Here is a 21347-nt window from a genome sequence, read left to right as displayed (position 1 = left end):
TTTTTACCTTATGATGAGAATCAAGCTGATGAGTGACAGAATGGTGGCACCCACCAAAAGCTGGGGAATCCGGATCAGTCTCAGACGGGCCATGATGGATTCGATGACTCCCACCGTCACGGTGACGAATAGCAGGGCCACAAATCCGGCACCCAGGGAAGCCCAGGGACTCAAAATCCCCTGGGGGACAATCAGGCTGGCCGTCAGTGAGCCATATGCCCATAATTTCAGGGCTGATCCATATTCGATGAGGGCAAGGTCCGGTCCGCTGTGGTCTAAAATCATCACTTCATGGACCATGGTCAGTTCCAGATGGGTGGTGGGATCATCAAAGGGGATTCTTGCATTTTCAGCCAGAAGGACAATAAAGATGGCACAGGCCAGCACCGGTCGGGTACCCGCCTGGAGCGAGATGACCATGGTGTTCATGGAGGTTTCTCCGCTCAGGGCGCTCAATGCGCACAGCCCCAGGAGCAGGGCGGGTTCCGCCAGCAATGCAAATTGGACTTCCCGGCTGGCCCCCATGCCCTCAAAGGGCGATCCTGTGTCCAGAGCCGCAAGTACCGTAAAAAATCTGGACACACCAAACAGATACACCAGAAGGATATAATCCCCGGAAAAAGCCAGCAGTCCCGGTGTGTTTCCCAAGGGTACCAGCATGACCCCGATGATGCCCACAGCGGCAGTGACCAGGGGGGATATCTGAAAAATCCATGTGGTGGTTCGGCTGTAAACGGCCCCCTTTTGCACAAGTTTTGCCAAATCATAATACATCTGCAGAACGGGTTTGCCTTTTCTTCCGGCAAAAAAGGCTTTAACTTTATTAATAATGCCCGGAATCATGGGAGATAAAATAAACGCTGCAATCACATGGAAAAAAATGGTGAATCTCATCACATCCTCTTTCTTAAATCCAGAGTATCCAGAACAATAATGCCAGAAGTGTTAAAACAATGTAGAGGACATAAAGTTGGTTGTATCCCCGCTGTAGCCAGTGCAGTCCCAGTGCCGCCGATTTAATAACGGAAAACAGCGGACGGTAGACATGGTGCATGAAAATATCCTTTGACCGGGATTCATAAGAAAAGGCTGTGGGAAAAAGGCCTGGGTCCGTTTTGAGATTTTTCACTGGATAAAGGGTTGTATCAAACATCGATACAATGGGATCGGCAAAGGACGAGGCCGTGTACTGAATTTTTGCCGTGGGTGTGGCATACCCGCAGCCCCAGGTGGTGCTTTTCTCCACAATTTTATGCTGCATCCATCTGCGTTTCACAAGGCCCAGAAAAACTATCAGCGCAATAAGTCCCGCCCCCACCCGGCTGACCATGGTAAGGGACACAACTGCCGGGGCAAGACTTGCATCACCCAGGGGGTGACCGGCAACGGTGGTATCAAACACCGGCCCCAGAAAACCAATGACCTGGGGACTGAAAAGGCCGATATATACGCAAAGGGCCACCAGTATTCCCATGGATATTGGCATGAACACACCGGATTCCTTTGCCTTTGCCGCTTCCCGGGTCCGGGGCTCCCCTGAAAAGACAATCCCGGCCGCTTTGGTGAAACAGGCCAGGGCCAGTCCGCCGATGAGGGCCAGGGCAATGATCACGGTCACTGCGGCCAGCACACTGAAGGTGCCTTTGCTGCCGTAAAGGGAAGAAAACGAGCCGAAATAAATCAAAAATTCACTGATAAACCCGTTTAAGGGGGGCAGGGCACAAATGGCGGCAGCGCCAATGACAAAGGTGGTGCCTGTTATGGGCATCCCTTTCATGAGCCCCCCCATCTTTTCCATTTCCAGGGTGTGGGTGGCATGTCTGACAGCGCCGGCTCCGAAAAACAGCAGGCTTTTGAACAGGGCATGATTCAGGACATGGAGCATGCCCCCGGCGATTCCCAGAAGACCAATGACCGGATGTTGTGTGGCAAATCCCAGGAATCCTAAGCCCAGTCCAATGGCGATGATACCGATGTTTTCCACACTGGAGTAAGCCAGAAGACGTTTTAAATCCTGTTGGGACAAGGCTGACAGCACACCGAAAATGCCGGTGAGCGCTCCCACTATAATCAATATCCATCCCCAGGAAGCCTGGAAGGGTCCCATGAGTATGGAAATGCGAAGAATACCGTAGATCCCGGTTTTAATCATGGCGGCGCTCATCACCGCAGATACATGGGACGGGGCCGCCGGATGGGCTTCTGGCAGCCAGACATGAAAGGGTAGAAAACCTGCTTTGGTGCCAAATCCGACGACGGCCAAGACAAATAAAAAGGTAGCCATGGGGCCGGAGGCTTGAATGACATTGAAATCATAGGAGTGGTTTTGTCCCAGCAGTAGGAACATCACCATTAGAAAGGCGGTTCCCAGATGCGTGGCCACAAGATAGGTCCATCCGGCAGCCAATACCCCGGGGCGATGGGATTCAAAAATTACCAGGAAAAAAGAAGAGAGGGACATGATTTCCCATGCCACCAGAAAGAGTACCCCGTTCCATGCGGTGATGACCAGCAACATGCTGGCAAACAGCAGCAAAAACATGGACCAGGAAACGCCCAGGTGTTTTTCATTGGCATAGGGCTTGAGGTAATCTCTGCCATAAAGGGCGGACAGTCCGCAAACCATGGCAATGACCATGGTAAAGTAGCCGGACAGGGGGTCCAGTTTTAGATGAAACCCGCCCAGTTGGTAGTTCCAGGGAGATATGAAATCAAAGCCACCGGTGCAGATGGCATCAACGCCTGCGGCGAGTGCCAGAACGGCACCGGTGAGGGCAAACAGGGGGCCTGCGATATTAGCCAGGTGGCCCCTGCCGCTGAACGGCAAAAGAAGCGATCCTGTCAATAAAATTATCATGGCAGCGGTAAAAAAAAACATTGTCTGTTCCGGCCTTTTTTGAATACGATCAAATTCTATTCAAACATCTACGCGCGGGCAAATATACGCCTGGAACCAATGGTCGTCAAGGTGTTGATGGTCATGTTAAATTGAGTCCAAAATGGTCATTTAAAACTGAGCCAATAGGGAATTGAACAGGGGGGGGCTGTTGCAAAAAAGAAGAAGCGCCTCACGGACCTTGCCCACCGGCGCCATCCGGCTAAAAAAATATTCTGCTGCCGACAAACCGACCCTTGCCAGCTCAACATCCAGCCAGATAACCGACAAAGCACTTCTTGCATTCTTTGAAAATATCAGGGAGCCTTCCTTAAGGTCTTAAACGTAAGAAAAGTAATACCCGGGCACTCACCAGGTGTCGAAACCATTGACTTTTTGCCCTGGCCCGCTGTAATAAAACGGCATGAATATTAAAATGATGATCAGCCGGAACACCGGCCTGAAAGAAAACCAGGTGACAGCAGTTCTGGATCTACTGGACCAGGGTTCCACAGTGCCTTTTATCGCAAGATACCGAAAAGAGCGCACAGGCAGCCTGGACGAGGTGGCGATATCCGATATCCGGGACAGGGCAAAGGCTTTAAAAGAGCTGGCAGCCAGGAAACAGGCTATTATCAAATCTTTAGAAGAAAGGCAGCTTTATACCAAAGAGCTGAGCCAACTCATTGAAAATGCAGACTCCATGACCCGACTGGAGGATGTGTATGAAAAGTATCGCCCCAAAAGGCGGACCCGCGCCACAATTGCCCGGGAAAAGGGTCTGGAGCCCCTGGCCCTGATGATTCTGGACCCTAAAACCGGTATCGACCTTCAAAAGGAGGCAACCGGATTCATCGGCCCCGATGTGGCAAGCCTCGAAGATGCGTTGGCCGGAGCCAGGGATATCATTGCCGAAATTATTAACGACGATGCATCCATCCGATCAGGGGTCAGGGATCTGTTCATCAAAACAGCCATGATCAATACAACGGTAATCAAGGGCAAAGTAAACGACGGAGCCAAGTTCAAGGACTATTTTGACTGGGAGGAGCCGGCATTTAAAGCGCCGTCCCACCGCATACTTGCCATGCTCAGGGGAGCCGCCGAAAAAGTTTTGCGTGTTCATGTCCTGCCCGATGAAAAAAAAGCGTTGGATATCATCCAGAGAATTTACCCGGGTAATAGAACGGTTAACCCCCAAAGCCGGGAGCAGATCCTTGCCGCCGCCGAAGACGCATACAAACGCCTGTTGTCCAAATCCATTGAAAATGAGGCCTTGCGAATTCTCAAACAAAAGGCCGATGAAAAGGCAGTGGCGGTTTTCTCAGACAATTTACGCCAGGTGCTCCTCTCCCCTCCCCTTGGTGGCAGGCCTGTGCTGGCGGTTGATCCGGGGTTCCGCACCGGATGCAAAATCGCTTGCCTGGATGCCACGGGAAAGCTGGTTCACCATGATGTCATCCATCCCCATACCCCAAACGGAAAATCATCCGCTGCACAGCTCATCCCCAAACTTGTCTCTCGATACGAAATCCGCGCCATCGCCGTGGGCAACGGCACGGCAGGCAGGGAGACCGAAAGCTTTATCAAGGAACTGACACTGCCCGAAGATGTGGATGTGATCATGGTAGACGAAAGCGGGGCATCCATTTACTCAGCCTCCCAAACAGCCAGGGAAGAATTCCCGGACCACGACATCACGGTCAGGGGCGCGGTATCAATCGGCAGACGCCTCATGGACCCCTTGGCAGAGCTTGTCAAGGTGGAACCTAAATCCATCGGAGTGGGACAATACCAGCACGATGTGGACCAGACCATGCTTCAAGCCGCCCTGGACGATGTGGTGGTTTCCTGCGTCAACCAGGTGGGCGTGGAGGCCAACACCGCATCAAAGCAGCTTTTGTCCCGGGTATCCGGCCTGAACGCCGGCATTGCCGCCAACATGGTCAAATATCGGGATGAAAATGGCGCATTTGCATCCCGAACCGATTTTCTCAAGGTGCCCCGCCTGGGCAAAAAAGCATTTGAACAGGCCGCAGGATTTTTAAGAATCCAAAACGGAAAAAATCCCCTGGACCGCAGCGGTATTCATCCCGAATCCTATCCCGTGGTCAAACAGATGGCCAACGATATCGGCTGTCGAGTGGAAGAGATGATGACGGCAAAAGCGCCGGTGCAAAGTATAGACCTTACGCCCTATGTAACGGCGACCACAGGCCTTCCCACGCTCAAGGACATCGTTGCCGAGCTGGCAGCCCCGGGACGGGACCCGAGACAGCCCTTCCAGGCCTTTTCCTTTGACAAAGATATCCATGAAATGAAAGACCTGGTGCCTGACATGGTTGTTCCCGGCATTGTGACTAATGTCACCGCATTTGGCGCTTTTGTGGATATCGGGGTACACCAGGACGGTCTTGTTCACATCAGCCAGCTTGCGGACCGATTTGTCAAGGATCCCAATGAGGTTGTCAAAGTACGTCAGCAGGTACAGGTGCGCGTTCTTGAGGTAGATATCCCCAGAAAACGGATCTCGTTATCCATGAAAACAGGCTGATTAAAACTTACGCCCCCAGGTACGCTTTTTTCACCTCCGGATCGTCAAGCAGCTTATCAGCCGGGCCTTCAAGCACAAGTTTGCCATGTTCAATTACATAACCTCTCTGGGCAAACTTGAGGGCTAATCGGGCGTTCTGTTCAACCAAAAGGATGGTGGTGCCATGCCTGTTGATCTCTTTTAATGCATCAAACATCTCAAGCATAAGCAAAGGCGCAAGCCCCATGGAGGGCTCATCCAGAATCATGATTTTTCTGCCGCTCAGGTACCCCCTGCCCACGGCAAGCATCTGCTGCTCTCCGCCGGACAGGGTGCCGGAAATCTGATTCTTTCGCTCTTCAAGGCGGGGGAAAAGATCAAACACCCACTTTTTATCCGTTTCAATCTGCTCGGTATCTTTTCTGGCAAAACAGGCCAGCGTCAAGTTTTCCGTTACTGTAAGGTTGCCGAAAATTCTTCGGCCTTCGGGCACATGGGAGATGCCAAGCCGGGTGACCACCTTGTCTGTGGTATAGGACAGGACATCTTTTCCCTCAAATTCAATGACGGAGCCCGACTCACTGGGAACCATCCGGGAGATGGCGCGAAGGGTGGTGCTTTTGCCCGCCCCGTTGGCCCCGATAATTGTGACGATTTCACCGGCATCAATGCTGAAGTCCAGCCCGTGAAGCGCCTTGATATTGCCGTAGGACACCTTAAGATTTTTAACATTCAGCTGCATCAGGTCAAATCCTCCTTGCCCAGATAGGCTTCAATCACTTTAGGGTTGTTCTGGATCTCTTCGGGGGGGCCTTGGGCAATCACTTCGCCAAACACCAGGGTCTGGATATGCTGACAAAGCTCCATCACAAATTTCATGCGATGTTCAATCAGAAAAATAGCCACCCCGAAATCCTGGTGTACCTGCCTGATAATTTTGATCATCTGGATCAGCTCGTCAGGGGTCATGCCTGCGGTGGGTTCATCCAGGAAAAGAACCTTGGGATTGGTGGCCATGGCCCGGGCCATCTCCACCCGCCGCTGGGCTCCGTAGGGAAGGCTTGTCACCAACTGATCGGCGTGTTGCTTAATATCAAAAAGTTCCAGAAGCCGGTAAGCATTCTCTTCGACTTTGGCTTCCTGTCTTCGGCATCTGCCGGTATTAAAAAACGAATCGAAAAGGCTATAGGACAACTGGGAATAATGGGCCATTTTAATATGGTCGAGTACATTCATGTGCCGCCACAGGGCCAGGTTCTGAAATGTTCTACCAAGTCCCTTGGCTGCAATTTCATTGGTTTCCAACCCCACAATATTTTCATTTTCAAGGGTAATACGGCCTTCGGTGGGGGTATAGACCCCTGTAATCAGGTTGAAAACGGTTGTTTTGCCAGCCCCGTTGGGGCCGATCAATCCGACAATCTGATTTGGTCCAACCGAAAGGTTATAATTGTGAACCGCCCGCAACCCACCGAAATAGTGGGTCATTTTATCTACATGGAGTAAAGGCGTCATGGTATTTTCCTTATTTGTTCTTTCTGGCCGCAAGAAGTTTTCCGGCGTTGATTTCCCTAAAAGAGATCAAGCCGTATGGCCTGAAAATCATAACAAAAATCAGTATCAGCGGAATAATGATCCACTTGAACAGCTCCAGGGGCCGCAGGGCTTCGCCCAAAATATTGATGGAGACGGCGCCCACAATGGAGCCCACAATGGAGTTCAGGCCGCCAAAATAGACCATGGCAAGAATTTCTGCCAGCCGGTTGATGCTGAACATGCCCGGGTTTATATAGGTCAGCACATGGGCAAAAAGTCCACCGGCTATACCTGCCCAGAATGCGCCGAACATGAAGGCTGTCATCTTGGTTTTCCGGGTTTTCACGGTCATGGACTCGGAAGCGGCCTCGTCATCGCGCACGGCATTAAGGGCCTTTCCCATGATAGAGGTGACAAAATTATGAATCACCCAGATGCACAGCATGGTCCAGATAAAGATCACATAAAGCGGGGCAAGATCGGGCTGGCCGCCCATGCCCCGGGCACCGCCGATGACATTGATATTTTCCACCGCACTTTTGACGATGAACATGAAGGCCAGAGAGATGATGGCCAGGTAATCCCCCCGGGTCCTGAATGAGGGTATGGCCACTAAAAGCGATGCAACGGAAGCGGCGATCCCGCCCATGATCAAAGCAAAGGGGAAAAGCCACGGCCCCAGGGAAGGCGGCAGCACGGCAGCGCCAAAAATTTTGTCATTGGCAAATAAAAACAGGGTAATCACGGACGAGACATAGGCCCCCACGGCCATAAACCCTGGATGGGAACAGGAAAATTCACCCTGGTAGCCGTTGATGACGTTGATGCTGATGGTCAAAATAATGGATATCAGCGTCAGTTTCACCACAAGCACGCGATAGTCGTTTATTCCTGCCCAAAGAGACAAAATACCGTAAAAACAACATAAATGGATCAGCACGGAGATCCATAATGGCAGCTTCTCCATGGCAGCTGCCAGCGGGTTGGTAAAAAAAGCAGACGCTTTTCCCACAATGCAGACCGGCAGGACATAAACAACCAGGTCATAGGCCAGGGCGCCGGGGATCATAGTCGGATCTTTGAGCATGATAATGGCGCCGAACAGCACCGGAATCTTGGGCAGGCCCAGGTAGTAGGAAATATAGTCGTATCCCCAGAAATACTCAATCAACACAGCGACCAGCATCCCTAAAAGCCAGCCTGCCATGGGTATGTTCGATAGGAATTTTTTTATTGATTGTACAATCTTCATGGCAACGTTTCTTTCTGAAAACGGGTAAAGAGATAAATAATCACAGCCGAAGTTTGGTGCTGTGCTCCATGCCGAAAAATCCCCTTGGCCTGAAGGTCAGTATCAAAAGGATAATGGAATAGGCAATCAGATCCCTCAGGGTGGACGGAAATATGGTAGCAACAAATATTTCAATAAACCCTAGAAGATAACCGGCCAATGCTGCGCCCTTAATGGAGCCGCGCCCGCCGAGAATTGCCGCAACAAAGGCTTTCCAGCCAATCAGCACCCCCATGTACGGGTCCAGGATAGGATATGCCTGGCCGTAAAGAATGCCGGCCACCGCAGCCAATCCGGCACCAATGGCAAAGGTTAAAGGAGCCATGATGTTGATGGAGACCCCCATGAGGGGTACGGCAAGAAAATCATAGGACATGGCCCGCATGGCCATTCCCCATTTGGTTTTCTGGATAAAGGTGTGCAACGCCAGCATGAGCAACAAGCTGATGATGATGATCATCACCTTGATATTTGTAAAATAGACCCCGCCCACATTGTAGGAGACCGATTCGATGAGCGGCGGAAAGCTTAAGCGCTTGGCACCTAAAAGAATCAAAATACCGGTTTCAAAAATAATGCCGATCATAAGGCCCGTGATGGCGGCAGAGGCCCGGGGCGCCTGGCGCAAAGGACGATAGCCCGCCACTTCCACAAACACCCCGATCCAAGAGGCTAAAAACATGGTCACCACAACGGTGCCCACAAAGATGACAGGCCCCGGTAAAATGCCTGCAAACAACGATAGAAAAAGCGTCGCAATACCAAAACCGATATAGGTGCCCACCATGAAGATATCACCATGGGCAAAGTTAAAAAGCATCAGAACGCCGTAGACCATGGAGTACCCGATGGAGATAACGGCGTAAAAACTTCCTCGCTGGAGTGCATTGATAAAGTTCTGAATAAAAAACGGTATCAAATCAGTAAACGATTCCATGCAGCAGTTCCTGTTAAAACAATGGAATTAGATCCAAAAAACAACTGCCGCATTTCATGTTGCGGCAGTCACTTTATCTAACTTAAAAACGTATTAACGAGTGATCCGTCCGTCCATTAAGGACATACGGACTTGTAGAACTCGTATTCACCCTTATCGTTTATTTTTACGATAACCGCACATTTGACCGGGTCGCCCTCTTCGGTGAAGGTCATGTTCCCGGTGATACCTGCAAAATTTGTAATTTTTGCAAGGGCATCCCGGACAGCCTGGCGGTCTTTATCAATTCTGCCGGTCAATTTTCCGGCATCCTGAATGGCCTGCTGGGCCAGACGAAGGGCATCCCAGGTCAGGGCTGCCACATCATCGGGAATATAACCGTATTTTTCATTGTAACGATCAATGAAGTCCTTGGTTGCGCCCTTGGCACCGGCGGCTGCATAGTGGGAAGAAAAAAACTGGCCGTAGCAGGCTTCGCCGCACAGCTCAACGGTCTCGGCAGACCCCCAGGAGTCGGAACCCACGACGGGTCCTTTCCATCCAAGCTCTTGGGCCTGTTTAACAATCAGAGGTACTTCATTATAGTACTGCGGGGTAAAAAGCACCTGGGCACCGGATTGTATAATTTTGGTCAGCTGGGAAGAAAAATCCGTGTCTTTAGTGGTAAAGCTTTCAAAGGCAACAATGGAGCCTGCACCGTGTTTATTTTCCCACGCATCCTTGAACACTTCAGCAAGCCCTTTGGGATAGTCAGAGGCCACATCATAAAGCACCGCAGCCTTGGTGAAACCGAACTCATCGGTAATAAAATTGGCCACAACGGGACCCTGGAAAGGATCCAGGAAACAGCCGCGGAATACAAAGGGGCGATCCATGGTGGTGTCCGGGTTGGTGGACCAGGGGCTGATCATGACGGTTTTGTATTTGTTGGCCACTTCACCGGCCGGCACAGCCTGTTTGGAAGACTGGGGGCCGACAATGGCCAGAACATCATCCTGGCTGATCATTTTGGTGTTGGCTTTTACCGCAGATTCCGCTTTGGATTCATTGTCTTCAATAACCAGTTCGACCTTATACTTCTGGCCGCCGACTTCAAGTCCACCGGCCTTTTCAATGTCTGACAGCCACATTTGCGCGGCATATTTTGTTCCTTCTCCAACCTTTGGGATATCACCGGTCAAAGGCGCATTGATGCCGATTTTAATGACGGTCTCTCTTTTACAGAACGCAGATGAAGAAAAAACCATGGTCATTGCAATGACAGCCGCCAGGCAACACGTAATTTTTTTCAATGTTTCCTCCTATATTTTAAATTTTTAACAATAAAAATAAGGTATAAGAAAATAAAAAAGCGAAGTAAAGTAGAATATTGTATAAAAACTTATTCAAATGTTCAAATTTTCCGGTAAGCTAATAGATTAAACAGAAGCGCTGATCATGGAAACAACAGACAATATGTGTTGCGTTGCAGATATGGCAGCCAGGCACACGATCATGTCAACGAAATCCGGGTGGGTACCATGTATATCAACGACTATTTTGAGTTTAAATTTAACCACTGCGAAATTTTAGAATGTGCGGCCCGGATTGTGGCCACTGTTATCTCAGATAGCATTGAAGGATAGGTGATCATTGATGCAGGTGCCAAAGCCCTTTCTGCCAAACAGTTGCTCGCAGGTAGAAACCTTGAAATGGGATATGTGTGTGAATATCTTGAAGCGAAAATTTTCAGACTTCATGAGGAACATGGGTGGGTGAACGTCAGCCGCTGTAAAAATCCGCCCACCCTTGGTCAACGCATCGGCATCATTCCTGTTAACATTGCCCTGTGCATGAACTTTTTTATATGAAAGTTCCAATAAGTTGCTGAATTACTTTCATGCTTTGTTGTGGGTTGAACCTCAGTATTGATAGACCAAGTCAGCCCATGGCTGTTATATGAAAGTCTCAATAAGGCCCATGATCGGAATAAAACATTCCAAAATATGGTTTAGAATTTTCGTTCGTATTCAAGGCGTGGCAATGGGAGCATATTGAACATATGTACCCATTGACACAACGAAGAAGACGGATGAAAAGGCAAACCATATGGAAGGTTGTATTTTGAACTTGGGCCTAAGTTGTTGAATTACTATCTTGTTTCGTTGTGGGCTGAGCCTGGGTGTTGATAGGCCAGGTCAGCCCGTGGCTGCCATATGAAAGAACTACCAACAGCCTGGATTATTTCATAGTTTTAAAATTCTTTATAACTCCGCGCCAGGGAATGACCGGGGGCTTCGATTACCAAGTCGTTGTAGTATCCATAGGCTGTCAGGGATGCATCATATCCTACCTTCTCATCTTATCTGTTTTTCGTCAGAATTATTTATGCTTAAAAGTTCATCTTCATCAGCATCAATCAACCTCTGACAGTGTGGACATGTCATTTTTAACCGTCTTACGTCCCCCTTCATCAAAAATTTTTGGCAATAAGGACAAAGATATGATTTAAATTTTGAATTGCCCTGTATCGCTTCTATTTTATTCTGGTCCAAATCCAACCCCCTTCAATTCAGTTTTATAAAATACTGTCGGCCAATTTGACGATCTGAAATTCAGACTTCTTACTCTAATAATATCACCTCTTCCTTGATCTTGCCAAGTCAGAATATGTCATGCCCTAGTAGAATGAAACAAAATTCAATTTTCACATTAGGCCATTTCTATATTGATGAAGTCCTCAGTGGGGATTTGAAGTCAAAGAGCGAGTAATATCGTTCACTTTAAAAAATCTGCGGTCCTAATATAAGAAGCTGCTTTTCTTTTTCTGGATAAGCGCATAAGTGGATACGGCAAAAATGACAATCAACCCATAAACCGTTCTGATCCAGAATCCGGAAAGTCCGGCACTGATTTGTCCTTGTGAATCAGAGCGCCGCCGGTATCGATTGCAAGTCCGATAAACCCGTATTTTTTGGTCAAGGCAATCTGATCCACGGAAAAGTACCCCAGAAGATAAGGCTGCATCTCGGAAACCAGGTCAATATAGCCGTTTTCAATAATATTTTTATCCAGGGCCTCTTTTATGAACGGTTCCAGGGCATCATCCCCGGGCAATCCCATCGGTTGATTCTGAAATGATTTTAAGAAATACGTTGACAAAAAAACAATTATTTATATTATATGGGCAGGTTCACTGAAGACTAAAGAAAAAGAGCCTCTACAGAAAAAAATCTGATCTCAAGTTGCTTTTTAAATCTCGAGCAAATTGGTGAACCATCTGCCCGTCTTAAAAAATTGGATAATACGAATGACCGGTTTTTATCTACTGGTCAAATAAGTAACCCGTGAATGTAACTCATTAATTATTGAGATAGAAATCATGGCAAATTTTTGGGCAATTCATTCGGTCGGCGACTCGTTGATCAATTTCCTGCGAAATACGTATCCGAATCCTTTGCGGAGCGATCATCCCTGCGAATTCAGGCTGATTTCAAGTTCGGATCTGGCTGAAAACCAGGATATGGGAACGGCAGTGACCCTTTACCTTTACCGGGTAGAAATTGATGAACATCAGCGTCAACAGCCCCAACCTGGCAATTCCCTTTATCCTTTGTCGCTTTCCCTATATTACCTGATGATTATCTGGGCGGATTCGGCCCTGGCGGAACACTCCATTACGGCCTGGGTCATGTCACAGCTCCATCAACATCCGATTCTTGACAATTCAATGCTCTCGGATTCAGGCAACTGGGCCCCAGGGGATCAGGTGTCGGTGCTTCCCGTTGAAATGAAAAATGAAGACTTGATGCGGTTATGGGATGCATTAACCCCCACTTACAGACTTTCACTGCCCTATATGGTTCGTGTAATCCACATTGATCCGGATGTAATCGAAGATAGCCCGCCGGTTATAGCCAGGCGTTTTTCCCATGGAGAGGTCACGGATGAAGATGAGACGGATTAAAGTTAAAGAGACAATTGACCGCCGCGCTCTGGGAGCCTTGCGGCTAGTGGACAATGCCACCAAAACCCCGGTGGGAAGAGCTATGACTGTTTTTGCGGACGGTTTAAAATTTTTTCCCAACCGTTCCCACCTTTATGTAATTTCCCATGCCCGGGGTCTTGAGTCCCATTTAACGGCATTTGAAAGCCCTCCAGATGCATCAAATCCAAACGAACCGGATATCGGTTCACAAAAATTCAATGTGACGATCCGGGACCCCCTGGGCAAATATCTGACCCGTTCGCTTCAGTTGTCCCTGCCCCTAAACCCTGATCGGGAAGAAGATGATCATATTTTTAAACCCATTCAGGTCCCGTTGTTTTCTTCACCAACCTGCGATTTAAACCCCAATTGGAGCATTATCCGCGCTTCGGTGTTTGATCTGGCGGATATCAATATCGAGAACCCAACCCCGGTGCAGGGCGCATTGTTACGAATTTCAAACGCCTCAGATGAAATCATTGCCGGCGGGATGAGTGATAAAAGGGGAGAAGCCGTTATCATTGTTCCCGGTATTCCTGTCAGTGATTTTGCCCGTGAAGAGGACCCGGAACTTGATGATGAAGACCTTGGGTCTGATAATGAGGATGACCTGGCTTCGGGTTCGGTGGTTGAAATGGAAACGCCGGTCAAACTGACGGTCGTTGTGGCCACTAATGCACCGTGGCCGGTTGATCCGGAAAAATTGAAACAAAATATTGAGGATTTGCAGAAGCACTTTAGAAGCGAAATGGATGCAGAGCTCATAAATGAATTGGACTTGAAACTTAAAACCGGAAAGACTCAATCCATAAGATTATTTATAGACTTAACACAAGATTAGGGCCAAGGCCCTTAAATTTAAGGAGGGAGAATGCATCATGCCTGAATACCTAGCACCTGGTGTGTATGTTGAAGAGGTCAGTTTCAGATCCAAATCCATTGAAGGCGTTGGTACGAGCACCTGCGGCTTTGTGGGGCCAACACGCAAAGGGCCCTATAATGTCACGCCGGAACTGATCACCAGTTTCGGGGAATATCAGCGGGTGTACGGCGGTTTTACCGACCTGAACTTTAATGCAAGTTCATTTACAAATCACATGACCCATGCGGTGCGCGCGTTTTTTGACAATGGGGGGAGACGGCTTTATATTTCCCGCACCTATGTTCCCATGGAAGTGGCGAATGTGCCGGTGCCGGGATTCTCCCATCGCGATATTGGAGGAAATGTGGCGCGCATCCAGTCCCGTAATGCCGGCAGCGGATATGACGGGACCGCCAAGGTTTATCTCAATGCCAAGCGTGTATTCGGTGCGGTTCCCCTGGACAAGGCCAATGTGGGAACCCTGCTCCGGGTGGCCGACAGCACCGAGACCCAGGCCGCCCTTCCCGGACGGATAGACGGGACCGTAAACCCACCCTTTGCACTGACCAACGATAATCAGTTGAGCATCACCGTTAACGGAGGCGCTGCCCAAAACGTGACGCTTACCGATGAAAAAGAACCGGCCCAAGTCGCGTCCACAGCCGATCTGGCCGCAACCATTAATGTGCCGGCCGATACAAGTTTCAGAGTCCAGGTGGGACCCGGCGGAACCCTTTTCGATGAGGTGATCACCCTGCCCCAGGGAGATGATCAAACACCGGCTGAGCTGGCAGCTTTCCTGAATCTTGAAATTGATTATGTCAAGATCGGCGTTGATGGCAACCGGCTGTCCATCCGCACCGACGAAAGGGGAGAAAATGCTGAAATTACCATTGAAGCACTGCCTCTTCTCAATCTGGAAGCGGGCACGGCCAACGGCACGGGGAATGTGGATGATATCAATGCCGTGACCGTGGAAGAAATCAACAGCGCCTTGACCCGGGCCGGAATCTTAGTCCGTGCAACCACCATGGCCGATACGGGAAACATGCGTCTTTCCACAACGGCCGTAGGCGCCGGCAATACCCTGAGCATTACCGATTCCCCGGCAAGGACAGCCATGGGGCTTGCCGGAATACCGGCAGAGGGCCGGGACGGGGTAACCTATACCTATTTTCTTAAACAAAACGGCAATGTCTGGCAGGACAGCACAAATGCAGACCTGGGTGAACCGGATGAAAACAGACTTTATGAACTGATCACATGGACCCTTGAGATCGAGGATGAAGACGGGAGCCGCTTAATTTATGAGGACCTGGGATTTGACTCAAATCACCCCAATTTCGTTTCCAACGTACTGCCTGAAAATACCGCCACCAAATCCGAAGCCCTGGCAAACCCTTATTATTTTAAGGTTTCCAACGGCAGAACCGCCTTTGATCTTTTCAATGCCCTGTTCGGAACCCAAAATTCCAATACCATTTCCATTGGAAACGGAAACGATGGGCTTGAACCGACGGTGAACACGGCAACCGAAAGCCGGACCGATCATTCCGTGGCCTATGCCGAAGCCCTGGAAGTGTTCGAGGCCCTGGACGACATCGCCATTATCGCAGCGCCCGGCCATTCGGAAATGACCCTTTATACATCCATTCAGCAGGCCCTGATTTCCCATGCGGAACGGGACAGGTACTGCATTGCGGTTCTGGACACCCCGTCAAATCAAACGCCCCAGGACGCCCGGGAAGCAAGGAGCCGTATCGACAGTTCCTATGCTGCCTTGTACTACCCCTGGGTCACGGTGGCCAACCCCCTGTGGAAACCGGGAAACAACCAGGTCTACAAGGAAATCAACGTACCACCCTCGGGATTTATTACCGGTATTTACGCCCGGACCGATGTGAACCGCGGCGTATGGAAAGCCCCTGCCAATGAAATCGTCCGGGGGGCCATCCGGTTTGAGCGGGAGATCAACCATGCCCAGCAGGAAATGCTCAACCCCGAAGGCATCAACTGTCTGCGGTTCTTTTTCGGGCGCGGTAACAGAGTCTGGGGCGCACGGACCGCCACCTCTGATCCGGAATGGAAATACGTGAACATCCGTCGGTATTTCATCTATCTGGAACACTCCATTGACCGCTCCACCCAATGGGCTGTTTTTGAGCCCAATGCCCCGCGCCTCTGGACCAACATCACCGACACCGTATCCGCCTTTTTGTATAACGAATGGCACAGCGGCGCCCTGCTGGGGGGCACCCCGGAGCAGGCTTATTTTGTCCGGTGCGACCGTTCCACCATGACCCAGGCGGATCTGGACAACGGACGTTTGATTTGTGAAATCGGTGTCGCCGCTGTGAAACCGGCGGAATTTGTTATTTTCAGAATTGGCCAGAAAACCGCGGATGCGTAACAAAGACCGTAAGGAGAATCAATCATGTCAAATCAACGAACATCACCGTACAGCGCGTTTAATTTTCTGGTCGAATTCAACGGGCAGGATATTTCAGCGGGCTTTTCCGAAGTGACCGGGTTAGGCGCGGAAATCACCATGGCGGAATACAGAAACGGAAATGATCCGGAAAACCAGGTCCGTAAAATTCCCAATATCAGCAAGGTCAGCGACGTGACCTTGAAACGGGGCATCATCAAATCCCAGGATCTGTGGGACTGGATAAACCTGACCCGCAGGGAAGGCTGGACCGCCCAACGGAACGTGACCATCACCATGATGGACGAGACCAACCAGAACACAGTCATGCGCTGGACCCTCCAAAATTCCGTGCCCATCAAATACACCGGTCCCAGCCTGAATGCCAAAGGCGGATCGGATGTGGCCATGGAGGAGCTGGTGCTTTCCGCCGAAGGCATCCGCTACGCTGAAGGATAAACAGCATGCGCGGTATCACCTTCAATAACCTGCCCCCGATCCGGCAGGCAGCCCAGGACAGGATGGACGTGGCCTGCTTTATCGGCTTTGCCCCCCTTGCCCGGACACCGTTGTTCTCCAACACCTTGAAACAATGGCTGAACGGGTATGGGTGGGACAGGGATAAGATCCAACGGCTGGATACGGAACCCGGGGTAATCCGAAATACCCCGGTGCCCCTGGAATCCTGGGATGCATTTTTGGCCATATTTGGTGAAAATCGCCTGGGATTTGAAGCCGTCCAGGTTGAGGCCCATTATCTGCCCCATTACGCCGGGGCAGCCATCAAGGCATTTTTCCGCCAGGGCGGCCGAAAGTGTTATTTCATCTGCATGGGGTCACCGTTGCCCTACCATGCCCCGGACATAGAAAAAGCCAGGCAGCTCTATACCCTGATTTGGGGAAAAGAAAAATCCGACGCGGCTATAGGGGATATGGAAATATTCACCCAAAAGGAGTGGCTTCATATTTGGTTTCCCGCCATCCCCCACGGGGCGTCACCGGTTGATGACTGGTATGGGGTGTCCCATCTGGCCGGCCTTTCCGATGTGACCTATGTCTGTTTTCCGGATCTTGTGGATGTCCTGGGAAATCCGGCCGGTGAAACCCCTGAAAAGCAAGTCGTGGAAAAGACAGAAGTGTTTGTGCCCTGCAGCGAATCCGAAGCCGAACCGGACTGGTTTTATGCCGAATATGAGAAACTGCCCGAGTATACGGCCACGGCCTTTGCCGTGTGGAAACGGGTGGTGAAACATATCCTGACCTTTTTATCAGCCCATAACCCCACGGTTCAGCTGGTTGCCGGTCTGCCCATTCCGGTCAATAATATTCTAAAGGAATTTGAAGATTTTGTTGCGGACAATCTGTTGGCTGAAGCGGAACATAACGAAACCGACTACAAACACCTTCAGCTGTGTTTCCCCTGGCTGAAAACCGATCGCTCCGGAAATCTGCCCGATGCCCTGGAACCCCCGGAAGGCATACTTTTGGGTATTCTGGCTGCCCAATCCGGGAGAATCGGCGCATTTCGAAGCGTGGCCGGGTCCTATGTGGAAACCGCCTATGATCTCTCACCCCGGAATATTGATGCCTATGGCTCACGCCTGACAACGGGGCTTAGCTTTGCCGATCAGGTATCCTGGTTTGATTTTGTTCCGGACGGGATTCGTCTTCAGTCCGATGTCACGGCTGTGCTTCACGGCAACTACCGGTACGGGGCCGTGCGCCGGATCATGATTCTGATCCAGCGGGCCGCCCACCGCATCGGGCTGGATTATGTGTTTGAACCGGGTTCCGAACGGGTCTGGCGATCCATTAAAAGCAGCCTGACCGACCTGCTTCACCGAATCTACCTGAAGAACGGGCTTCGGGGAAAGTCGGCCAATGACGCCTATTCTGTGGCCTGCGGCCGTTCCACCATGACCCAAAACGATATTGACAACGGCCGCCTTATTGCCAACGTCTCTTTACAGCCGGCTGTACCCATTGAAGCCATTGCCGTGGATATCCTGATGGAGCGGGACCGGGCCGTATTGTTCGGGGGAGAATCCGGATGAGCGGCCAGGGGGAAAACAGGGGAACCATCCTGGATTATCCGCTGCCGGTATTCCGGTTTGAAGTACGGTTTACCGTGTCTGCTGATCATCCCGGCGCCAGTGGAGAGCGTCTGCTGTGCGGCGGGGCATTTTCCGAATGCAGCGGTCTGGAAGCCACCATGGAGCCTAAGGCCATCAAGGCCGGTGGACGTAATTATGGTGAAATCCAGCGGGCCGGACGGGTCAGCTTTTCCACCGTCATCCTGAAGCGGGGCGTCACCCGGAACCGGGATTTGTGGAAATGGTTCGAACTGGTGGCCAAGGGCGCCTATGCGTATCGCCTGAAGGCTGAAGTCACCTTGTTTGATTTTGATGTCAACGGAGAAAAAAAGCCGGTCATGGCCTGGGAAATGTTGAATGCATTGCCGACCAAGTTTAAAACGGCCGATTTTAATTCCACCTTTACCCAGGCAGCTATTGAGGAGTTGCATTTTGTACATGAGGGATTGATTCATAAAGACAATTTAGAACAAGAAACCGGAGAGTGAAATATGCCGGATACACATCCCAGACCGCGAGAGGAATTACAGACCACGGCTGTTTTCATGCCCAAAACCGATGAAAACGGTCAGACCCTTTCCGATAATGAACAACGGGACAATAAGGTAACGGTGCATTTCAATCCTGAATCCCTGGACATCACCTTTACCAACAGTGTGCAAAAAGGGCGCAGAAACCAGCCAGCCCAGGTTTCCGTCACAGAAACAACGGCCAAGCTCAGCATGGCGCTGATTTTCGATACCACCCGGGACGGTGCGGATGTCCGCACCCGGACCAACCTGCTGGGCCGGATGATGGATCCGGCACAACAGCGTCCCCGGCGGAACAACCGGAACCGAAAGATTCCGTCCATCGTAATTTTTCAATGGGGCACCATCTGGTTTGAGGGATATATTGACTCATACCGGGAAAAGCTGGACTTTTTTTCTTCGGAAGGCGTGCCCCTGCGGGCCGTTGTTACCTTGTCCATGACCCAGCAGCAGCGCAATTTTGACCCCAACACCAGTGTAAATCCCGCCAATAATACGGCCGGGGACGTCACACCGGGCACCAATGATCCGGCAACCCGGTCGGGAACCCCTTCCGGCAATTCACCGGTAAACCGGACCGGTTCCAATACCAGTGTTACGGATACGGTGGCATCGGGAAATTCTATGGCCGCAGGCAATTCAACGGCAGCCCGGGCCGTGGCAGCGGCAAACGGCATTGAGAACATGCGTCTACCCGAAGTCAATGAACTGGTGCTGCCCAACCTGCAGGCGTCTGCCCGGGCCAATGTGTCATTGAACGCCCAAGCCGGCATCAGTCTTAAGGCAAACAGCGAAACCGCGGCACAGTTTGGGAACCTGAAGCAATCGGTGAACGCGTCTATGGGGGCCGGGGTCTCATTTGATCTTGAAAGCCATTTTGATACAGATTTCCAGCTGGACGCCAACATGTCCGCAGGACTTGACGGCGGGTTCAGTGCGAAGGCCGAGGCAAGTATGTCTGCGGATGTGGGTGTGTCAGCCGATATTGAACCAGGCATAACCTTTGAGGATTGATCATGGGTATTACCATTGATGAAGTGGACTCGAGTATTGCCATGCCGGACGATAATGATAGATCGCCGGAAGAGACACCCCAAGGCGAGCCGTCACAGGAAAGCAATGAGTCAGAGCATAAGTTAATAGAAACGATCCGGCGGATTGAATATCGCCGGGTAAGACTAATGGCGGATTGATCATGACCGAAGAAACGCCGGTATCCCAAATGGATATTTATATCGCCCGGCCGGTTATCGAGGTGGAAGGCTTGGTTAATGATATGGTCCAAAACCTTTTGATAAGCATGGATCTGTCTGAAACGGATCAGGGCATGGCCGCCATGGAATTAAATTTTTTCAATTCCGCCACCGTGGAAGGACGGGGCAATGACCTGGCTTTTGAGTACGATGACAATGATTTATTGTCCCTGGGCAAATCCATACGGGTTCTGGGGGGAGACAACAATGATCCGGTGGAATTGTTCAGGGGAACGATCACAGCCCTGGAAATGCAGATGGGCGGTGACAGTGAACCCAGATTAATGGTTTTGGCCGAAGATCTCCTTCAAACGGCCAGGATGACCCGGCGCACCCGGCGCTTTGAAGCCGACACCTTACGTTCTATCATAGAGTCTGCGGCATCGGACCTGGGGGTGCAAACGGATATTACGGGCATGGACCAACCGGTGGATGCTCAACTTCAACTCAACGAATCGGACCTGGCTTTTCTAAGACGGCTCATCGACCGGCATGACGGGGATCTTTGGATGGCCGAAGATGTCCTGACCGTGGCCCCCCGATCCGAGGTTCGACGCAATGAAGTGAGCCTGGAAATGAACAGCCAGCTGGAGAGTATCCGGATCATGGCGGATCTGGCCCACCAGGTCAACAAGGTCACCTTTACCGGCTGGGATGTGGGTGCCGGCGAACAAATCAACGTGGAAAGCGACACGTCCGTGGACTACGGTCCCGGACAGGGACGAAGCGGGGCGCAGTTTCTTTCCCAGACGTTGGGAGAACGCAGTGAACATTTGTCCCGGACCGGGGCTGCGGACGACATTGAGGCCCAGGCCCTGGTTAACGCCGGTTTTTCACAACGGGCACGAAAATTTGTCTGTGCCCAGGGCGTAACCCAAGGAAATCCGGCCATCCGGGTGGGAACCCACCTGACACTTGCCGGTGTGGGACCCCGGTTCGAAAATACCTATTTCGTCACCCGGGTACGGCATCACTTTAATTTGGAAACGGGATATAAAACCACATTCCACGCCGAATGTGCCTATCTGGGAGGATAAATATA

Annotated in this window: 21 protein-coding genes; 13 read left to right on the top strand and 8 right to left on the bottom strand. The window is 50.8% G+C overall.

The window, feature by feature from the left end; all coding sequences use genetic code 11:
• Positions 1-3 precede the first annotated feature (3 nt).
• Both EYB58_RS15890 and EYB58_RS15885 read right to left on the bottom strand, forming a co-directional pair.
• Positions 4-894: a respiratory chain complex I subunit 1 family protein gene (locus EYB58_RS15890; RefSeq protein ID WP_111954790.1), complete on the bottom strand. Its 891-nt coding sequence runs from the start codon at positions 892-894 to the stop codon at positions 4-6.
• 13 nt (positions 895-907) lie between these two features.
• Complete coding sequence (locus tag EYB58_RS15885; RefSeq protein WP_111954792.1) at positions 908-2878, bottom strand: proton-conducting transporter transmembrane domain-containing protein; 1971 nt, start codon at positions 2876-2878, stop codon at positions 908-910.
• 169 nt (positions 2879-3047) lie between these two features.
• Between EYB58_RS15885 and EYB58_RS23275 the strand changes: the two genes are divergently transcribed.
• Both EYB58_RS23275 and EYB58_RS15880 read left to right on the top strand, forming a co-directional pair.
• Positions 3048-3218 carry a hypothetical protein gene (locus EYB58_RS23275; protein WP_163354323.1) on the top strand — a complete coding sequence of 57 codons (171 nt, stop codon included), beginning with the start codon at positions 3048-3050 and terminating at the stop codon, positions 3216-3218.
• Positions 3219-3299: 81 nt separating this feature from the next.
• Entirely contained in the window at positions 3300-5429 is a 2130-nt protein-coding gene (locus EYB58_RS15880) for a Tex family protein (protein ID WP_111954794.1), read from the top strand.
• A gap of 7 nt (positions 5430-5436) precedes the next feature.
• Here EYB58_RS15880 and EYB58_RS15875 read toward each other — a convergent pair whose 3' ends face one another.
• From EYB58_RS15875 to EYB58_RS15855, 5 genes are all read right to left on the bottom strand, one after another.
• On the bottom strand, positions 5437-6150 hold the full coding sequence (locus tag EYB58_RS15875; RefSeq protein ID WP_111954796.1) for an ABC transporter ATP-binding protein: 714 nt from the start codon (positions 6148-6150) through the stop codon (positions 5437-5439).
• Positions 6150-6923 carry an ABC transporter ATP-binding protein gene (locus tag EYB58_RS15870; protein WP_111954798.1) on the bottom strand — a complete coding sequence of 258 codons (774 nt, stop codon included), beginning with the start codon at positions 6921-6923 and terminating at the stop codon, positions 6150-6152. The genes EYB58_RS15875 and EYB58_RS15870 overlap by 1 nt, the downstream gene beginning before the upstream one ends.
• Before the next feature lie 10 nt (positions 6924-6933).
• The gene (locus EYB58_RS15865) at positions 6934-8196 is read right to left on the bottom strand and encodes a branched-chain amino acid ABC transporter permease (RefSeq protein ID WP_111954800.1); all 1263 of its coding nucleotides are present in this window, start codon (positions 8194-8196) and stop codon (positions 6934-6936) included.
• Positions 8197-8236: 40 nt separating this feature from the next.
• Positions 8237-9172, bottom strand: a complete 936-nt coding sequence (locus EYB58_RS15860; protein WP_111954802.1) for a branched-chain amino acid ABC transporter permease — start codon at positions 9170-9172, stop codon at positions 8237-8239.
• A gap of 116 nt (positions 9173-9288) precedes the next feature.
• A complete protein-coding gene (locus EYB58_RS15855; protein WP_111954922.1) occupies positions 9289-10425 on the bottom strand; it encodes an ABC transporter substrate-binding protein in 1137 nt (378 codons plus the stop codon).
• A 204-nt stretch (positions 10426-10629) separates the two neighbouring features.
• On the opposite strand from EYB58_RS15855, the gene EYB58_RS23540 reads away from it, so the two are divergent.
• On the top strand, positions 10630-10797 hold the full coding sequence (locus EYB58_RS23540) for a hypothetical protein (protein ID WP_207309065.1): 168 nt from the start codon (positions 10630-10632) through the stop codon (positions 10795-10797).
• Positions 10798-11022, top strand: coding sequence for a hypothetical protein (locus EYB58_RS23535; RefSeq protein ID WP_207309064.1), 225 nt, complete (start codon positions 10798-10800; stop codon positions 11020-11022). It abuts the gene before it with no gap.
• A gap of 994 nt (positions 11023-12016) precedes the next feature.
• Here the strand turns inward: EYB58_RS23535 and EYB58_RS15840 are convergent.
• Positions 12017-12274, bottom strand: coding sequence for a hypothetical protein (locus tag EYB58_RS15840; RefSeq protein ID WP_207309063.1), 258 nt, complete (start codon positions 12272-12274; stop codon positions 12017-12019).
• A gap of 259 nt (positions 12275-12533) precedes the next feature.
• Between EYB58_RS15840 and EYB58_RS15835 the strand changes: the two genes are divergently transcribed.
• Genes EYB58_RS15835 through EYB58_RS15800 form a run of 9 tightly spaced genes read left to right on the top strand, consistent with a single transcriptional unit; the run spans position 12534 to position 21342 of the window.
• On the top strand, positions 12534-13118 hold the full coding sequence (locus EYB58_RS15835; RefSeq protein ID WP_111954806.1) for a Pvc16 family protein: 585 nt from the start codon (positions 12534-12536) through the stop codon (positions 13116-13118).
• Positions 13105-13980 carry a hypothetical protein gene (locus EYB58_RS15830; protein WP_131072088.1) on the top strand — a complete coding sequence of 292 codons (876 nt, stop codon included), beginning with the start codon at positions 13105-13107 and terminating at the stop codon, positions 13978-13980. The genes EYB58_RS15835 and EYB58_RS15830 overlap by 14 nt, the downstream gene beginning before the upstream one ends.
• A gap of 37 nt (positions 13981-14017) precedes the next feature.
• Complete coding sequence (locus EYB58_RS23530) at positions 14018-16411, top strand: phage tail sheath family protein (RefSeq protein WP_111954810.1); 2394 nt, start codon at positions 14018-14020, stop codon at positions 16409-16411.
• A gap of 24 nt (positions 16412-16435) precedes the next feature.
• Complete coding sequence (locus tag EYB58_RS15820; protein WP_111954812.1) at positions 16436-16888, top strand: phage tail protein; 453 nt, start codon at positions 16436-16438, stop codon at positions 16886-16888.
• A gap of 5 nt (positions 16889-16893) precedes the next feature.
• A complete protein-coding gene (locus EYB58_RS15815; protein ID WP_111954814.1) occupies positions 16894-18483 on the top strand; it encodes a hypothetical protein in 1590 nt (529 codons plus the stop codon).
• Positions 18480-19010, top strand: a complete 531-nt coding sequence (locus EYB58_RS15810) for a phage tail protein (RefSeq protein WP_111954816.1) — start codon at positions 18480-18482, stop codon at positions 19008-19010. The genes EYB58_RS15815 and EYB58_RS15810 overlap by 4 nt, the downstream gene beginning before the upstream one ends.
• Before the next feature lie 3 nt (positions 19011-19013).
• Positions 19014-20066, top strand: coding sequence for a CIS tube protein (locus EYB58_RS15805; RefSeq protein ID WP_111954818.1), 1053 nt, complete (start codon positions 19014-19016; stop codon positions 20064-20066).
• Between the two features lie 2 nt (positions 20067-20068).
• On the top strand, positions 20069-20245 hold the full coding sequence (locus tag EYB58_RS23260) for a hypothetical protein (protein WP_163354325.1): 177 nt from the start codon (positions 20069-20071) through the stop codon (positions 20243-20245).
• A 2-nt stretch (positions 20246-20247) separates the two neighbouring features.
• Positions 20248-21342, top strand: a complete 1095-nt coding sequence (locus EYB58_RS15800) for a phage late control D family protein (RefSeq protein WP_111954820.1) — start codon at positions 20248-20250, stop codon at positions 21340-21342.
• The last annotated feature ends 5 nt before the right edge of the window (positions 21343-21347 follow it).

Source organism: Desulfobacter hydrogenophilus, from assembly GCF_004319545.1.
Classification (GTDB): domain Bacteria; phylum Desulfobacterota; class Desulfobacteria; order Desulfobacterales; family Desulfobacteraceae; genus Desulfobacter; species Desulfobacter hydrogenophilus.
The sequence above is the reverse complement of the archived record's forward strand: the minus strand, read 5'-3'. Positions and strand labels throughout refer to the sequence as shown.

Bases quoted from the DNA above. Each gene is read 5' to 3' on its own strand.
- EYB58_RS15890 (WP_111954790.1), bottom strand. From the start codon at position 894: ATGAGATTCACCATTTTTTTCCATGTGATTGCAGCGTTTATTTTATCT.
- EYB58_RS15885 (WP_111954792.1), bottom strand. From the start codon at position 2,878: ATGTTTTTTTTTACCGCTGCCATGATAATTTTATTGACAGGATCGCTT.
- EYB58_RS15880 (WP_111954794.1), top strand. From the start codon at position 3,300: ATGAATATTAAAATGATGATCAGCCGGAACACCGGCCTGAAAGAAAAC.
- EYB58_RS15875 (WP_111954796.1), bottom strand. From the start codon at position 6,150: ATGCAGCTGAATGTTAAAAATCTTAAGGTGTCCTACGGCAATATCAAG.
- EYB58_RS15870 (WP_111954798.1), bottom strand. From the start codon at position 6,923: ATGACGCCTTTACTCCATGTAGATAAAATGACCCACTATTTCGGTGGG.
- EYB58_RS15865 (WP_111954800.1), bottom strand. From the start codon at position 8,196: ATGAAGATTGTACAATCAATAAAAAAATTCCTATCGAACATACCCATG.
- EYB58_RS15860 (WP_111954802.1), bottom strand. From the start codon at position 9,172: ATGGAATCGTTTACTGATTTGATACCGTTTTTTATTCAGAACTTTATC.
- EYB58_RS15855 (WP_111954922.1), bottom strand. From the start codon at position 10,425: ATGACCATGGTTTTTTCTTCATCTGCGTTCTGTAAAAGAGAGACCGTC.
- EYB58_RS15840 (WP_207309063.1), bottom strand. From the start codon at position 12,274: ATGGGATTGCCCGGGGATGATGCCCTGGAACCGTTCATAAAAGAGGCC.
- EYB58_RS15835 (WP_111954806.1), top strand. From the start codon at position 12,534: ATGGCAAATTTTTGGGCAATTCATTCGGTCGGCGACTCGTTGATCAAT.
- EYB58_RS15830 (WP_131072088.1), top strand. From the start codon at position 13,105: ATGAGACGGATTAAAGTTAAAGAGACAATTGACCGCCGCGCTCTGGGA.
- EYB58_RS23530 (WP_111954810.1), top strand. From the start codon at position 14,018: ATGCCTGAATACCTAGCACCTGGTGTGTATGTTGAAGAGGTCAGTTTC.
- EYB58_RS15820 (WP_111954812.1), top strand. From the start codon at position 16,436: ATGTCAAATCAACGAACATCACCGTACAGCGCGTTTAATTTTCTGGTC.
- EYB58_RS15815 (WP_111954814.1), top strand. From the start codon at position 16,894: ATGCGCGGTATCACCTTCAATAACCTGCCCCCGATCCGGCAGGCAGCC.
- EYB58_RS15810 (WP_111954816.1), top strand. From the start codon at position 18,480: ATGAGCGGCCAGGGGGAAAACAGGGGAACCATCCTGGATTATCCGCTG.
- EYB58_RS15805 (WP_111954818.1), top strand. From the start codon at position 19,014: ATGCCGGATACACATCCCAGACCGCGAGAGGAATTACAGACCACGGCT.
- EYB58_RS23260 (WP_163354325.1), top strand. From the start codon at position 20,069: ATGGGTATTACCATTGATGAAGTGGACTCGAGTATTGCCATGCCGGAC.
- EYB58_RS15800 (WP_111954820.1), top strand. From the start codon at position 20,248: ATGACCGAAGAAACGCCGGTATCCCAAATGGATATTTATATCGCCCGG.